The following is a 13,426-nucleotide window of genomic DNA, read 5'->3' as shown; positions in this document are numbered from 1 at the left end:
GGAGATGACATGTTCACAGGAGTTGCGACAGCACTAGCGACACCGTTTCAAGAAGATGGACAGTTAAACTTAGAGGCATGGACAGCATTGATTGAAGACCAAATTCAAGAGGGAGTAAGTGGACTCGTCATCGGTGGAACGACCGGCGAAGGAATGACACTGACGAATGAGGAGTTCGAGACTTTGCTCGTTCGAGCAGTAGAGGTCGCAAACGGTCGAGCGGTGATCATCGCGGGAACGGGATCAAACAACACGGCTGTCAGTATCGAAAAAACGAAGCGCGCCGCAGAACTTGGAGCGGAAATGGCGATGGTCGTTACCCCGTACTATAACAAGTCAACACAAGCTGGGCTTCTCGCTCACTTTACAGCGATTGCGGATGCATCACCGATTCCGCTCATGCTATATAACGTCCCGTCACGGACCGGCGTTGCCCTGGCTCCCGAAACGGTCGGGGAGCTTGCAGAACATCCGCGCATCACGGCCTTGAAAGAGGCGAGTGGAGATATCTCGGTCATGGCACAGATGATGGCTCATCTTCCGGAAGGATTCACCGTCTACTGCGGGAATGACGATCAAATTTTGCCATATATGGCTTGGGGCGCTCAAGGGGTCGTTTCAGTGTTATCGAACGTTTATCCGAGTGCGACCGTCGCCTTGGCAGAAGCACTTTTAGCAGGTGATCTTCAGACGGCGCGCACATGGCAATTGCGCCTCCTCCCCGTGATCGACGAACTTTTCGCAGAAGTGAATCCGATTCCTGTGAAGGCCGCTCTTCAAGCGAGAGGATTTGAATTTGGTGCGCCACGTCTTCCGCTCGTCCCGATGAGCGCGACGGCCGAAGCGAAATTGCTATCGGCGATGGAGCAGTTTAACGAGGTGAGACAATGAATGTACTCATCCACGGATTCGGTGCGATGGGACGAATCGTCGAAGAAGTCGCCAACACGCAAGGCGTGAACGTCTCGGCTATTGTTTCACCTGGGAGTGACGAGCATCTGGCATCATTAGACGAGGTGGATGCACAAGTCGATGTCGTCATTGATTTTTCAAATCCGGCACTACTCCCTGACTTGCTTGCATTCGGACGGTCACGTAACATTCCGCTCGTCATCGCGACGACAGGATTCACACCTGAGGAACTTGCGGATATCGAAGAAGCATCATCAGACATCCCGATTTTTCAGTCGTATAACACATCGTATGGGATTGCTCTGTTGAAGCAGTTACTCGATCAACTCGTTCCGCTCACGCTCGGCTATGATATCGAGGTCATCGAGGCGCACCACCGGAAGAAAGTGGACGCACCGAGCGGCACGGCGGAGCTGTTGGCCCGCGCCATCGAAGCGAAGCGAGAGGTGACACCGGTTTACGAACGAACATCACGTCGGGAAGCGCGTGGCGCCGAAGAGTTAGGGATGCACTCGATTCGTGGGGGCACAATCTTCGGGGAACATACCGTGCTTTTCGCTGGAGATGATGAAATGATTGAATTGAAACATACCGCGTTATCCAAACGCGTGTTTGCAAACGGGGCACTCGCTGCAGCAGCAACGATTATCGATCGCCCAGCAGGACTTTATAATCTATCGAACTTATACGAGGAGGCTACTCATGTTACTCACAAACGCTTATGAAATCGCACAATATATTAAAGATGCTAAAAAGGAAACACCGGTAAAACTTTACGTCAACGGCCAATTGGCAGGTCTTGAAATCGAAGAAGCGAAAGCATTCGGTACGGACGAGTCGAAACTGTTCTTGACGACGGCGGAGCGCGCAGCAGCTTTCTTAGAAGCGAATGCGTCAGTCATCACCGATTCACATCTTGAATACGATCGTCGCAACAGTGCCGTTCCGATGCTCGATACGACACAACTCAACGCACGAATTGAACCAGGTTCGTTCATCCGTGACCATGTTCAAATCGGAAACAACGCTGTTGTCATGATGGGGGCTGTCGTCAACATCGGGGCAGTCATCGGAGACGGTTCGATGGTCGACATGAACGCCGTCATCGGAGCACGCGGAACGCTCGGGAAAAACGTTCACCTCGGAGCAGGTGCCGTGGTCGCCGGTGTCCTTGAGCCACCTTCAAAAGATCCAGTCATCATTGAAGATGGTGTCATGATTGGGGCGAACGCTGTCATCTTGGAAGGGGTTCGCGTCGGCGAAAATGCGGTAGTCGCAGCTGGAAGTGTCGTCACGCAAGATGTGCCTCCAGGTGTGGTCGTCGCGGGTACACCTGCACGCGTCATCAAGCAGAAAGATGAAAAAACTTCTGAAAAAACGCAACTTGTTGATGACTTACGCTCTCTCTAACGTATAATAGACAGAAAATATAAACAATGAGGAATGGGAGAGTTGCATTATGGAACAGTATGGACAATGGATGTGGAAAGACGGGGCTTGGATTGAGCCGACTGACGCAAACACGAGTATCATGACACACGCGATTCACTACGGAAGCGGGTTCTTTGAAGGGATTCGCGCGTATCACACGGAAGAAGGCCCAGCCATCTTCCGCTTACGTGAACACTTGGAGCGACTCGTTCGCTCGTGTGCATACTACCACGTCACACTACCTTACACGGTAGACGAACTCGAACAAGCGACGATGGAATTGATTGAACGAAACGGATTTGAAGCATGTTATATCCGCCCGTTCGTCTTCCTCGGGACACCTTGGCAAGCACTTATGCCGACAGCAGAGACGAAGGTACATGTTGCCATCTCGTGTTGGCCGCTCGGCGAATATTTCAGCAAAACAGTCGGGATTCGGGCGAAAGTAGCCTCGTATCGCCGCGTATCTTCTACGATGATGCCGATGCAAGCGAAAGCCGCATCGAACTATATGAACTCTCAGTTACTAAAAGGGGAAGCGCTTCGTGACGGATTTGATGAAGCGATCGCCCTCGATATGAACGGAAACGTCAGTGAGGCGAGCGTCGCGAACATCTTCCTCGTCAAAGGGAAGACAATCACGACACCGTCGCTCGATTGCTCCGTACTCGATGGCATTACGCGTCAGACGATTATGCAACTTGCGCGTGAAGCAGGTTACGAAGTCGTGGAACGTCACATCGGGCGCGATGAGCTATACGTAGCCGATGAGATCTTCTTGACGGGAACGGCAGCCGAGGTGACGAGCGTCATCGAGGTCGATCACATCTCAATCGGTGGCGGCGTCCAGTCGGTCGCGACAGAAATGTTGACACGCTATCGTGAGGCCGTATCAGGACAACTTCCGGAACACCGTGATTGGGTTACGTTTGTAAAATCAGCAGTCAAAGAGTAAAGGAGTTTTGAACGATGGGAGTCACAATTGACTTGAATGCGATTCGCGAGAACAAACGTCGGATTGAAGCGCTCGGGCGCCCCGTGTTTGCGGTCGTGAAAAACAACGCCTATAACCTAGGGATGGAGCCAGTTGTGACGACTTTGTATGATGAAGGGGTCCGTCACTTCATGGTGACAACAATCGAAGAAGCAATCGAAGTTCGAACGCATGCAGCATCGGCTCGTGTCCTCGTCATGAATCCGGTCTATACGTGGCAACACGTGCATGCCCATGACTTTGATGTCGCCATCGGGTCATATGAATGGCTCGTCTCACAGCGAGAGCATCTCGATGGAGTTCGCCTACACTTGAAACTAGATGTCGGGATGAACCGATTCGGTGCCAAAACGTTTGAAGAAGCGCTACAAATCGTCGCCTTCTGTCAAAATGAAGGACTGGACCTCGTCGGATTATGTACGCACTTCCCGCTCGCGGATGCAGATAACGCGGAAGTCGAGCATAGCGTGCAAGTCGAACGTTTTGCCGACTGGTCGACACGATTGATGGAACGGCATACGTTTGAATTGATCCATGCGGCAAATAGTGCAGCCACGCTTCAAGATGACGCGCGCTTGCATCATTGCACACATGTGCGTGTCGGAATTTTCTTATATGGCTATTCATCGGTCGAACCGGTTGAATGGTTGGTTCCCGCTTTCTATTGGGAGACGGAAGTGGTCGCGGTCCATGACATCGAAGCGGGGGCTCATGTGGGATATGGGACGGGATACACAGCCGAAACGAAGGAGCGAATCGCCGTTCTTCCGGTCGGATACGGAGATGGGTTAATGCGAGCGAGACGTCACTTGCCTGTTCATATTGAAGGGAAAGCCTATCCGTTCGTCAGCAATATCTTTATGAGTCATAGCTTCATCAAAGTGGACGACGACGTACAAATTGGCGATCGGGTCACATTATATGGGGTAGAAACGAAAATCGATGACGTGACACGTGTTGGTTACGCCAACAATTCAGAACAGCTCTGTGCTCGTTCATGGCGTGTCCCCCATCGCTTTGAAGGAGGAATTGTATGTACACCACCAATCAATCAGAATGTTTGATCGAAGGTGTGTCCGTCCGTGAACTTCAAGCGACGTACGGGACACCTTTATACATCATGAGTGAGCCAGAACTAGAGCGTCGCCTCGGGATTGTCCAGGATGCGTTCCTAGACAAGTATCCGAACACGTATGCGTTATACGCGTCAAAAGCGTTATCGATTGCGGCCGTGTATGAAAAAGTAATGGCGGCAGGTTTAAGTGTCGACGTCGTCTCAAGGGGTGAGATGTACGTGGCACTGCATGCCGGTGTACCGGCAGAGCGCATTCACGTCCACGGGTCGAACAAAACGATTTTGGATATCACGTTCGCACTCGAACAGGGGATTACACACTTTACCATCGACAACATGCGTGAAATCAGCCTCTTGTCAGGACTTGCGGCTGAATATAATCGTGAAGTCGATGTTCTTCTCCGCATCGTGCCTCAAGTCGTTGGAGGTGCCCATGCGGCGATTCAAACGGGTGGGGTTGATACAAAATTTGGTTTCCCGACGCATGACGACACGTATTTAGATGCTGTTCGTGCGACGTTGGAAGCGGAACATTTACAGTTGAAGGGCATTCACTGTCACGTCGGTTCTCAAATTCAAGATCCGACCCTCTTCATCAACACGGTGAAGACGATGGTGCGCTTCATGGATACGATTCGTCAGGAGACCGGCTATACGACGGATGTGTTAAACATTGGTGGTGGCTTCGGTGTCGCTTACTTGGATGAAGACGAGCGTCTCGACTTCGCACAAACGATGGAGCGTGTGATGGAGACGTTGGTCGAGGAAGTCGAGGCACGTGAATTGCCACTTCCAAAAATCGGGATTGAACCGGGTCGTTGGCTCGTCGCCAATGCAGGCGCCACGCTTTATGAGGTGGGAACCGTCAAAGAAGTGAGTGGTGTACGCACGTTTGTGTCCGTCGATGGGGGGATGACAGATAACATTCGTCCGGCGCTATATGACGCAGAATATGAAGTCGTGGCAGCGACTCGGATGAATGAAGAGAAGACGCTCGAGGCAAAAATTGTCGGAGCGTGTTGCGAGTCGGGAGATATCATCTCGAACCGCTCTTTGATCCCTCCTGTCACACCGGGTGATTTGCTACTCGTCAAAGCAACGGGAGCGTATAACTTCTCGATGGCGAGCAACTATAACCAAATGCTTCGTCCTGCCGTTGTGTTCGCCAAAGATGGACATCATCGCCTCGTCGTACGTCGCCAAACGTTTGAAGACCTGGTGGCATGCGAGGTCATTGGTCAATCGATTTAAGGCTACAGAGCAATCTGTAGTCTTTTTTGATTTTGAAATGAGAACGTTTTTCAATTATGATAGAGAAGAGAAAAAAAGGGGAAGTGACGGTCATGACAAAGACAGTAGCACAACAGTTAATTGAAGAAAGACGCACCGTTCGGATGTTCAAAGAAGAACCGATCGATACGAAGGTGCTTTACGAGGTGTTGCAATCGGCACACCACGCACCGTTTCATAATAAAGTCGAGCCCTGGAACGTGTATGTGTTCAACGGGGATGGCAAACAAGTGTTACTCGATGCGCTCGAGCCAGCCTTCTCGGAGGCGTCAGAAGGACAGCGTGAAAAAGTGACAGGACGCATCTTGAATGCAGCAACGTGTATGTATGTGACGGCAAAACGATTTGAGACGGAAAAAGGGAATCGTGACGCCTTGCTCGCGACGGCGACATTTATTCAAAATGTTCAACTCTTGTTTAGTGAACGTGAGATCGGAATGGTCTGGCGTACGGGTGGACTATTTGACGATGCGCGTTTGAAAGAAATGATTGGAGCGGAAGGGGAGACGTTTATCGGTCTTCTGCAAATCGGGAAATATGACACAGCAGATATCCCTGCACCGAAAGCACGACAGCCAATTGATGCACACCTGACCATTTTCGAATAAAAAAGCGAGCGTAGGGATAATCCTTCGCTCGCTTCATCTATATATCGCTTATTTTTTTAATTTAGTTGCGAGCCAATCTTGAATCACAGGTGTGGGAATCATCCAGCCGTTCCTCCATTTTTAGAATCTTCTTCTCTACTATTATCCAAATGCATACGTTCCCAAACCTCACGATGTGCACCATGGAGCGTGTCATCGAAAGAATCATCGATATGAAGGCCATAACTTGGGTTAATCGATGAGGCATACAAATCTAACATGAGTCGATCATGGTTCGGATACATAGAGTGGGCTCCTTTCAATACGTCAGCTTGGCTACACCATTAGTATACAAAGGAACTGTGTAGAAAATTCGAGAGAAACGTTAACATTTTATGAATCTTGTAAACGCTTTCACAAACTGCGTGTTTCGCTTACGGGTACGCACGACTGTTTGTACTGCTCAGCACGTTTCGCATACTTCTTAACCGTTCTCTCCATGATGAAGCGGTCTTCGTCGTTTAGAGGACGGACGACTTTTGCTGGTACGCCCATCACCATCACCCCTTCAGGGATTTGCATATTCGGTGTCACAAGCGCACCCGCAGCCACGAATGACCCTTTCCCGATTTTTGCACCATCGAGCACGGTAGCGTGCATCCCGATCAAGCAATCCTCTTCAATCTCGCACCCGTGAATCATCGCCATATGACCAATCGAGACACGGTCATGGATAATGGTCGGTGAACCCTCATATTGATGAATCATCGAACCATCCTGAATATTGACATAAGAACCGATTCGAATCGGACCCTCGTCTCCACGGATGACGGTGTTGAACCATACTCCTGAGTGTGCCCCGATTGTCACATCGCCAATGACATGTGATCCTGGTGCAAGATAAGTCGTCGAATCGACATGTGGTGTCAGTTCTCCTAGTTTGTATTGCATCGTTGTAACCCCTTTCAGATCGATATGCTATCATTGTCGCACAACTTGAAAAAGAAATTGCAACGAAAAGAATATTCTTGGTAAGATAGTTAAAATACGTTGAATAAGGAGATCAAAAGATGGAGAAACAACATTTGATTGACATCGCCGCAAAGAAAAAGAAAGCGGCCGTCGTCTTTAAAGACGTCGCTGTGATTGACGTGTACAGTCGTGAGACGATTCGTACGGACGTCGCCATCGATGCCGGGTATATCGTGGCAATTGGGGAAGGATATGAGGGAGAGGTCGAATATCATGACCCGACTTGGACGCTTGCACCGTCCTTTATCGATTCGCACGTCCATATCGAGTCGTCGATGGTCCCACCTCATGAGTTTGCGAAAGCGGTCTTGCCACTCGGGGTCACAACGGTCATTGCGGACCCGCATGAGATTGCGAACGTGAACGGGGCACTTGGAATTGAGTATATGTTAGCGGATGCGAAAGGACTACCACTCGATGTCCGCATGATGTTACCGAGCTGTGTGCCGGCGACGCCATTTGAACATGCGGGAGCAAAGTTATACGCAGAAGACTTGGCACCGTTTTTAGGAGACCCTGGTGTGCATGGATTAGGTGAAGTCATGGACTATCCTTCTGTCGAAGCAGGAAGCGAGGATATGCTTCAAAAGATTGCACAGACGGAACAAGCGGGCAAAGTCGTGGATGGCCATGCTTCGGGTCTCAATCCTGATCAATTGAATGTATATCGCTCAGCAGGAATCATGACGGACCATGAATGTACGACGGCAGAAGAGGCGATTGAACGGGTACGACGTGGATTTTACGTTCAAATTCGAGAAGGTTCCGTTGCACGAAATGTTGAGAAGGTCAGTTTGGCCGTGACAGAAAGCAATGCCCATCGTTTCCTTTTCTGTACAGACGATAAGCATTTGGATGACTTGGTCGCAGAAGGTGGAATTGACTACAACATTCGTACAGCGATCAAGCAAGGCGTCAAGCCAGAGACGGCCTATGCGATGGCGAGTTTACACGCTGCAGAAGCCTATGGATTAAAAGAGATCGGGGCCATCGCACCTGGGAAGAAAGCAAACTTCGTTATCTTGTCAGACGTCGAATCGGTAAAAATCGAGCAGGTGTACGTCAACGGTACGCTCGTCGCCGAAGCGGGGAATGCGACATTTGACGCTGATGGGATTGAAGTACCGAAGCCGATGAAAGGTGAGCTCGAATTACCTGAATTGACAGCCGACTCGTTTCGAATTGCTCCGAGCGACGAGGAAGTGGATGTCATTCAAGTGCTTCCGAACAGCTTGTTGACGAAACGACAACGTCTCTCGTTCCAACCGGATGCATCAGGGGCAGATTTATCGCAGGATATCGCCACGCTCGCCGTCATCGAACGTCATCATGGGACAGGTCACATGGCGCTAGCTCCTGTCACAGGATTCGGGTTAAAACGAGGTGCACTTGCAGCTACTGTAGCCCATGACAGCCACAACTTGGTCATCGCTGGAGTCAGCCCAGAGGATATGTTACTCGCAGCGAGAACGCTTGAAAAAGTAGGTGGAGGGGTCGTTGCCGTATCGGAAGGTGAGGTGCTCGCCGTGTTACCGCTTGAAATCGGTGGTCTCATGACGAAACGTCCTTACCGTGAAGTGGCAGATATTCTCGAACAGTTAAATGATGCGCTCGACGTTGTCGGTGCACACCGTCACTTTAACCCATACTTGACGATGTCATTCCTTGCCTTACCGGTCATTCCGGATTTGAAATTGACCGACATGGGATTGTTCGACGTGACCACTTTCTCATTCATCAACGATTGACTCGGTCTAACGTATGATTTTTGTTAAGAACGGTCGATAACGATTGAATGACTGACAGGAAGTTGGTATAGTTACGACAAGTTTCATCGGGTCAAATTTGAAAGGGGGGATATTACAGATGGAACAAGTTGCTTACAATCGGTCGTATGATGAACATGAGGAATTGATCAATTCTGTATATCGTGCTTTCAAGGACCGATGCGAAGAACTGCCAGAAGAAACGCAGACGAAACGCCGTTTACGGCGACTCATCTTTTCTACGATTAAAGAACAGACGAAGTCTCACGCTGACCGATTCGTGTTATACCACTTCTTCAACGATTTCTTTAAAGCAGTAGAGACGAATGACCAAGAAGCGCTTGCTGTATTGAAGCGAATCATTCGTGATGAAAAAAACTATTGATATGTGACGTCAACTTGTGATAATTTAGACGTAACTTTAAATGAATATTCGTGCTATCGATGAGGTAGAGGTGCGATGCTGATGAGTAAGTAGTCGGAGGATGACAACGATGAGGACTACAAAAAGGCAGGATCGCCGAAGTGCAACACCATGTCCGTGGGGTTGTGCTGGGCTGACGGGAAACACCCGTCGGACTGCCATACATATTTACGTATGGAGCGCTCCAAGTCGGCTAAGAAAGACGGAACATCCAGCGAGGGTGTCGGCTTTGTTGCCGATGCCCTCGCTTTGCGTTTTTTAAGCATAGGGGGGCCTCATCCTAATAAAAAAGGAGGAATTCAGCATGGTAGATTATTCAACTTCGGTACTTTCACTCGTACCGGCATTACTCGCAATTATTATGGCAATCACAACAAGAAAGGTCATCCCATCACTCGGTGTCGGGATTATCGCAGGGGTACTTCTCTTGCACAGCTTTAATCCGCTCGATTCGATTCAATACTTGTGGTCGAACATCATCGCCCTATTCTGGTCGGATGGAGCCATTAACGAATGGAATGTCTTGTTGATTGCGTTCTTGCTCCTTCTCGGTATTTTGTCGTCAATCATTCAAACGTCGGGTGGCGCACGCGCATTCGGTGAATGGGCTGCTGCGAACGTCAAGACAGCACGCGGTGCGCGTCTCGTATCGTTTGGTCTTGGTATTTTGATCTTTATCGATGACTACTTTAACAGTTTGGCGGTCGGGAACATCAGTCGTCCACTCACAGACCGTAAAAACATCTCACGTGCGAAACTTGCGTACACGATTGACTCAACAGCAGCACCTGTCTGTGTCATCAGCCCGCTTTCAAGTTGGGGTGCGTACATCATCGCCATCATCGCTGGAATTTTGACAAAATATTCGATTGATAGCTACTCATCATTCTCTGCGTTCATTCAAATCATTCCGATGAACTTCTATGCCGTCTTCGCACTCTTGTTGACAGCGTATGTGGCCTTCACTGGACTTGCCATCGGACCGATGCGTACGCATGAACTGCATGCCCTACAAGGTGAATTGTATGATTCAGCAAAAGGGAAGCCGATGGGCATGAGCGAAGATTTGCATGAACACGAAGGTGGAAAAGTTCGCGACTTGATCGTTCCAATCATCACACTCATCATTGCGACAGTATCGGCGATGCTCTACACAGGTGGACAAGCATTGGCGGCAGACGGTCAGGACTTCTCATTGATTGGGGCGTTCGAATCGACAGACGTGACACGTTCGCTCGTCGCAGGTGTCGTCATCAGTTTGATTGTCGCACTCCTTCTTCTTGTCGGTCGTAAAATCCCGGCGCGTGACTATGGAAAAGCGGCATGGGAAGGCGTCCGTGCCATGTGGCCAGCCGTTCTCATCCTCTTGTTTGCTTGGACAATCATCGCAGTCATCAGTGATATGAAGACAGGTGAATACTTGGCGAGCTTCGTCACGGATACGATTGCCGCTTCGTACTTGCCACTTCTTCTCTTCTTGATTGCTGGAATCATGGCATTCTCGACAGGGACGAGCTGGGGAACGTTTGGTTTGATGCTTCCGATTGGGGCAGACTTGATCATGGCAGTTGAACCAGAGCTTCTTCTCGCATCACTCGCTGCTGTGTTGGCCGGTGCGGTGTTCGGTGACCACTGTTCGCCAATCTCGGATACAACGATTCTCAGTTCGACAGGAGCTGGCTCACACCATATCGATCACGTGTTGACGCAATTACCATATGCGATCCTTGCAGCAATCGTCTCAGCGATTGGATACTTGGTACTTGGAATCACAGCATCGATTTGGATTGGGTTCTTCGCGGCATTGATCTCGTTTGTGGTATTAGTGGGAATCGCGCAAGTGATTTCAAAACGTGGGAAAGTACCTGCTGACATTCGCGCTCAGCGTGAGGCTTAATAGATGAAAATGACTTCCATCGATTTGATGGAAGTCATTTTTTTGTGATTGTCACTATATAAATGAGGCGGTCGAACAGTTTACCGAGAATGAACCAGAAGGAGACTGTCATGATGTACAGCGCTGACTGAGGCAATGAGGTCGGATGGATGATGTGTGAGGAAAACCAGGGTGTCTCAAGCAACCAGAATGGAGGCGAAGATAAAAACAATAAGATGTTCTTGTCATCCAATCCAGAAATATTGAGGATGCAGATTGCGGTAGCCAATAGGGTGAGCCATAGCGTCCAACTCTTCATAAGTAAAAATCCCTTTCACGACAGAAAAACATCCTTGATCCAGATAGAATCAAGGATGTTATCTCATTATTTGACGTCAAGCCACTTGAAGCTCGCATCGGCACCGAACGGGTGACGATACATGTTTTCGATGTTTGAACGCTCTAAGTATGCTTCACCTTTTTGGTAAATCGGAGCGATTGCGAAGTCTTCTTCAAGAAGGATACGTTCAGCTTCTTGCATTGTTTCCCAACGCTTCATCTGATCGGCTTCTTTCTTCGCTGATTGGATCAATTGATCATACTCGTCGTTTGAGTACTCCATACGGTTGAATGGTCCGTCTGTGACCCACATGTCGAGGTATGTCATTGGATCCTGATAGTCAGGGCCCCATCCAGCAGCAGAAACGTCATATTCACCTTTTCCTTCGAGATCAAGGAAGTTTTTGAACGGTTGCTGTTTGATGTTAAGTGTCAAACCAGGCAAGTTCTTCTCGAGTTCACCTTTGATGAACTCGTTGACTTTCTTGAACGCTTCTTCATCACGTGAGAGGAATTCGAGCTCGACTGTTTCGACTCCTAACTCTTCAAGACCTTTTTCCCAAGCGGCTTTCGCTTCATCAACATTGTAGCTGAGGAGGTCTGGATGCTTCTCACGGAAATCAGCGCCGTCTTCTGTGAATGTGAAGTCTTTTGCCACGATGAAGTTCGCTGGCTGTGAACCGTCCGTCAAGATGACATCCGTTACACTTTGTTTATCAAATCCTTTGGCAAGTGCCTCACGAATGTTGATGTTTTGAAGCGCCTCGTTCTTTTGGTTGAAACGAAGGAAGTTGATCCGTGCATCGGCACGCGTCTTAAATTCATCGCTGTCTTCAAATTGTGGAACGAATTCAGATGAGAGAAGCGTGTAGTCCGCTTCGCCTGACTCGAACAAGTTGACACCTGTCGATACGTCTTTTACGACTTTGACGTTGATCGTATCCATCTTCACATTTTCAGCATCCCAATACTCTGGGTTTTTCTTATAGACCCATCCTGCATTGTCTTGCCATTCGCTTAACACATAAGGACCGTTATAGAGCGTCTTGTCGACAGAAGTTGCGAATTCTTCGCCTTGTTCTTCGACGTACTCTTGTTTTTGCGGCATGTATGTTGGGAAACCAGTTAATCCTAAGAAATATGGTGCTGGTGCTTCCAACTGAACTTCAAGTGTCTTCTCGTCGATTGCTTTCGCACCGAGATCGTCAAGTGACGCTTCGCCTGCAAGAATTTTGTTTGCATTTTTTAAGTCTTGAAGGATATACGCATACTCTGCGCCTGTTTCCGGATTGAGTGCGCGTTTCCAAGAGTAGACAAAGTCTTCAGCTGTGATCGGTGAACCGTCTGACCAGTTCGCGTCACGTAGTTTGAACGTGTATGTAAGGCCATCCTCTGATACTTCGACATCTTCGGCAATCCCTGGTGTCGGTTGGTTGTTCTCGTCTAGACGATATAACCCTTCGAACACGTTGTTCGTCACGATAATTGATGTCGAGTCCGTCGTAAGTGTTGGATCGAGCTGTGGCAAGTCAGTCGCCGATACCATCGTGATTTCTTTTTTAGCATCGCTTGAAGATGAATCCTCCGAACTCGATGAGTCGTCTCCTGTACTACAAGCCGCCGTCGCTAATAATGCGACCCCCGATAAAGCTAGCCATTTTTTGTTACGCATTATACAACCTCCCGAAAATTCTGATAAT

The 13,426-nt window shown here is 49.1% G+C and carries 13 protein-coding genes and 1 riboswitch; of the genes, 10 read left to right on the top strand and 3 right to left on the bottom strand.

Annotation, left to right across the window (positions count from 1 at the left end; genetic code table 11):
- Nucleotides 1–9 precede the first annotated feature (9 nt).
- From dapA to KNO99_RS08500, 7 genes are all read left to right on the top strand, one after another.
- Nucleotides 10–891, top strand: coding sequence for a 4-hydroxy-tetrahydrodipicolinate synthase (gene dapA / locus KNO99_RS08530; RefSeq protein ID WP_214747414.1), 882 nt, complete (start codon nt 10–12; stop codon nt 889–891).
- On the top strand, nt 888–1,637 hold the full coding sequence (dapB, locus tag KNO99_RS08525; protein WP_214747411.1) for a 4-hydroxy-tetrahydrodipicolinate reductase: 750 nt from the start codon (nt 888–890) through the stop codon (nt 1,635–1,637). Before dapA ends, dapB begins: the two co-directional genes overlap by 4 nt.
- The gene (gene dapD / locus KNO99_RS08520) at nt 1,615–2,322 is read left to right on the top strand and encodes a 2,3,4,5-tetrahydropyridine-2,6-dicarboxylate N-acetyltransferase (protein ID WP_074032983.1); all 708 of its coding nucleotides are present in this window, start codon (nt 1,615–1,617) and stop codon (nt 2,320–2,322) included. The genes dapB and dapD overlap by 23 nt, the downstream gene beginning before the upstream one ends.
- Nucleotides 2,323–2,371: 49 nt before the next feature.
- Entirely contained in the window at nt 2,372–3,298 is a 927-nt protein-coding gene (locus tag KNO99_RS08515) for a branched-chain amino acid transaminase (RefSeq protein WP_214747408.1), read from the top strand.
- Between the two features lie 14 nt (nt 3,299–3,312).
- Nucleotides 3,313–4,401 (top strand): alanine racemase, encoded by a 1,089-nt coding sequence (gene alr / locus KNO99_RS08510; RefSeq protein ID WP_214747405.1) that lies wholly within the window; start codon nt 3,313–3,315, stop codon nt 4,399–4,401.
- Nucleotides 4,371–5,663: a diaminopimelate decarboxylase gene (gene lysA, locus KNO99_RS08505; protein WP_214747402.1), complete on the top strand. Its 1,293-nt coding sequence runs from the start codon at nt 4,371–4,373 to the stop codon at nt 5,661–5,663. The genes alr and lysA overlap by 31 nt, the downstream gene beginning before the upstream one ends.
- A gap of 92 nt (nt 5,664–5,755) precedes the next feature.
- Nucleotides 5,756–6,310, top strand: a complete 555-nt coding sequence (locus KNO99_RS08500) for a nitroreductase family protein (RefSeq protein WP_251129961.1) — start codon at nt 5,756–5,758, stop codon at nt 6,308–6,310.
- A 98-nt stretch (nt 6,311–6,408) separates the two neighbouring features.
- Here the strand turns inward: KNO99_RS08500 and KNO99_RS08495 are convergent, their stop codons facing one another.
- Together KNO99_RS08495 and KNO99_RS08490 are read right to left on the bottom strand one after the other, a co-directional pair.
- Entirely contained in the window at nt 6,409–6,594 is a 186-nt protein-coding gene (locus KNO99_RS08495) for a hypothetical protein (RefSeq protein WP_074032988.1), read from the bottom strand.
- A gap of 109 nt (nt 6,595–6,703) precedes the next feature.
- Entirely contained in the window at nt 6,704–7,240 is a 537-nt protein-coding gene (locus KNO99_RS08490) for a gamma carbonic anhydrase family protein (RefSeq protein WP_214747396.1), read from the bottom strand.
- 119 nt (nt 7,241–7,359) lie between these two features.
- On the opposite strand from KNO99_RS08490, the gene ade reads away from it, so the two are divergent.
- The 3 genes from ade to KNO99_RS08475 all read left to right on the top strand — a co-directional run bounded on the left by ade (nt 7,360) and on the right by KNO99_RS08475 (nt 11,408).
- Complete coding sequence (ade, locus tag KNO99_RS08485; RefSeq protein WP_214747393.1) at nt 7,360–9,069, top strand: adenine deaminase; 1,710 nt, start codon at nt 7,360–7,362, stop codon at nt 9,067–9,069.
- Nucleotides 9,070–9,187: 118 nt separating this feature from the next.
- Nucleotides 9,188–9,472 carry a hypothetical protein gene (locus tag KNO99_RS08480; RefSeq protein WP_015880753.1) on the top strand — a complete coding sequence of 95 codons (285 nt, stop codon included), beginning with the start codon at nt 9,188–9,190 and terminating at the stop codon, nt 9,470–9,472.
- A gap of 57 nt (nt 9,473–9,529) precedes the next feature.
- Nucleotides 9,530–9,704, top strand: a riboswitch (Lysine riboswitch).
- A 111-nt stretch (nt 9,705–9,815) separates the two neighbouring features.
- Nucleotides 9,816–11,408 (top strand): Na+/H+ antiporter NhaC family protein, encoded by a 1,593-nt coding sequence (locus KNO99_RS08475; RefSeq protein ID WP_214747390.1) that lies wholly within the window; start codon nt 9,816–9,818, stop codon nt 11,406–11,408.
- A gap of 364 nt (nt 11,409–11,772) precedes the next feature.
- Here KNO99_RS08475 and KNO99_RS08470 read toward each other — a convergent pair whose 3' ends face one another.
- Nucleotides 11,773–13,398 (bottom strand): peptide ABC transporter substrate-binding protein, encoded by a 1,626-nt coding sequence (locus tag KNO99_RS08470; RefSeq protein ID WP_214747386.1) that lies wholly within the window; start codon nt 13,396–13,398, stop codon nt 11,773–11,775.
- Nucleotides 13,399–13,426: the final 28 nt, after the last annotated feature.

This window comes from Exiguobacterium sp. s189 (assembly GCF_018617615.1).
GTDB lineage: Bacteria > Bacillota > Bacilli > Exiguobacteriales > Exiguobacteriaceae > Exiguobacterium > Exiguobacterium aestuarii_A.
This window is presented reverse-complemented; position numbering and strand designations above follow the sequence as displayed.

Coding starts and splice junctions, on each gene's coding strand:
- dapA (WP_214747414.1), top strand. CDS start 10: ATGTTCACAGGAGTTGCGACAGCACTAGCGACACCGTTTCAAGAAGAT.
- dapB (WP_214747411.1), top strand. CDS start 888: ATGAATGTACTCATCCACGGATTCGGTGCGATGGGACGAATCGTCGAA.
- dapD (WP_074032983.1), top strand. CDS start 1,615: ATGTTACTCACAAACGCTTATGAAATCGCACAATATATTAAAGATGCT.
- KNO99_RS08515 (WP_214747408.1), top strand. CDS start 2,372: ATGGAACAGTATGGACAATGGATGTGGAAAGACGGGGCTTGGATTGAG.
- alr (WP_214747405.1), top strand. CDS start 3,313: ATGGGAGTCACAATTGACTTGAATGCGATTCGCGAGAACAAACGTCGG.
- lysA (WP_214747402.1), top strand. CDS start 4,371: ATGTACACCACCAATCAATCAGAATGTTTGATCGAAGGTGTGTCCGTC.
- KNO99_RS08500 (WP_251129961.1), top strand. CDS start 5,756: ATGACAAAGACAGTAGCACAACAGTTAATTGAAGAAAGACGCACCGTT.
- KNO99_RS08495 (WP_074032988.1), bottom strand. CDS start 6,594: ATGTATCCGAACCATGATCGACTCATGTTAGATTTGTATGCCTCATCG.
- KNO99_RS08490 (WP_214747396.1), bottom strand. CDS start 7,240: ATGCAATACAAACTAGGAGAACTGACACCACATGTCGATTCGACGACT.
- ade (WP_214747393.1), top strand. CDS start 7,360: ATGGAGAAACAACATTTGATTGACATCGCCGCAAAGAAAAAGAAAGCG.
- KNO99_RS08480 (WP_015880753.1), top strand. CDS start 9,188: ATGGAACAAGTTGCTTACAATCGGTCGTATGATGAACATGAGGAATTG.
- KNO99_RS08475 (WP_214747390.1), top strand. CDS start 9,816: ATGGTAGATTATTCAACTTCGGTACTTTCACTCGTACCGGCATTACTC.
- KNO99_RS08470 (WP_214747386.1), bottom strand. CDS start 13,398: ATGCGTAACAAAAAATGGCTAGCTTTATCGGGGGTCGCATTATTAGCG.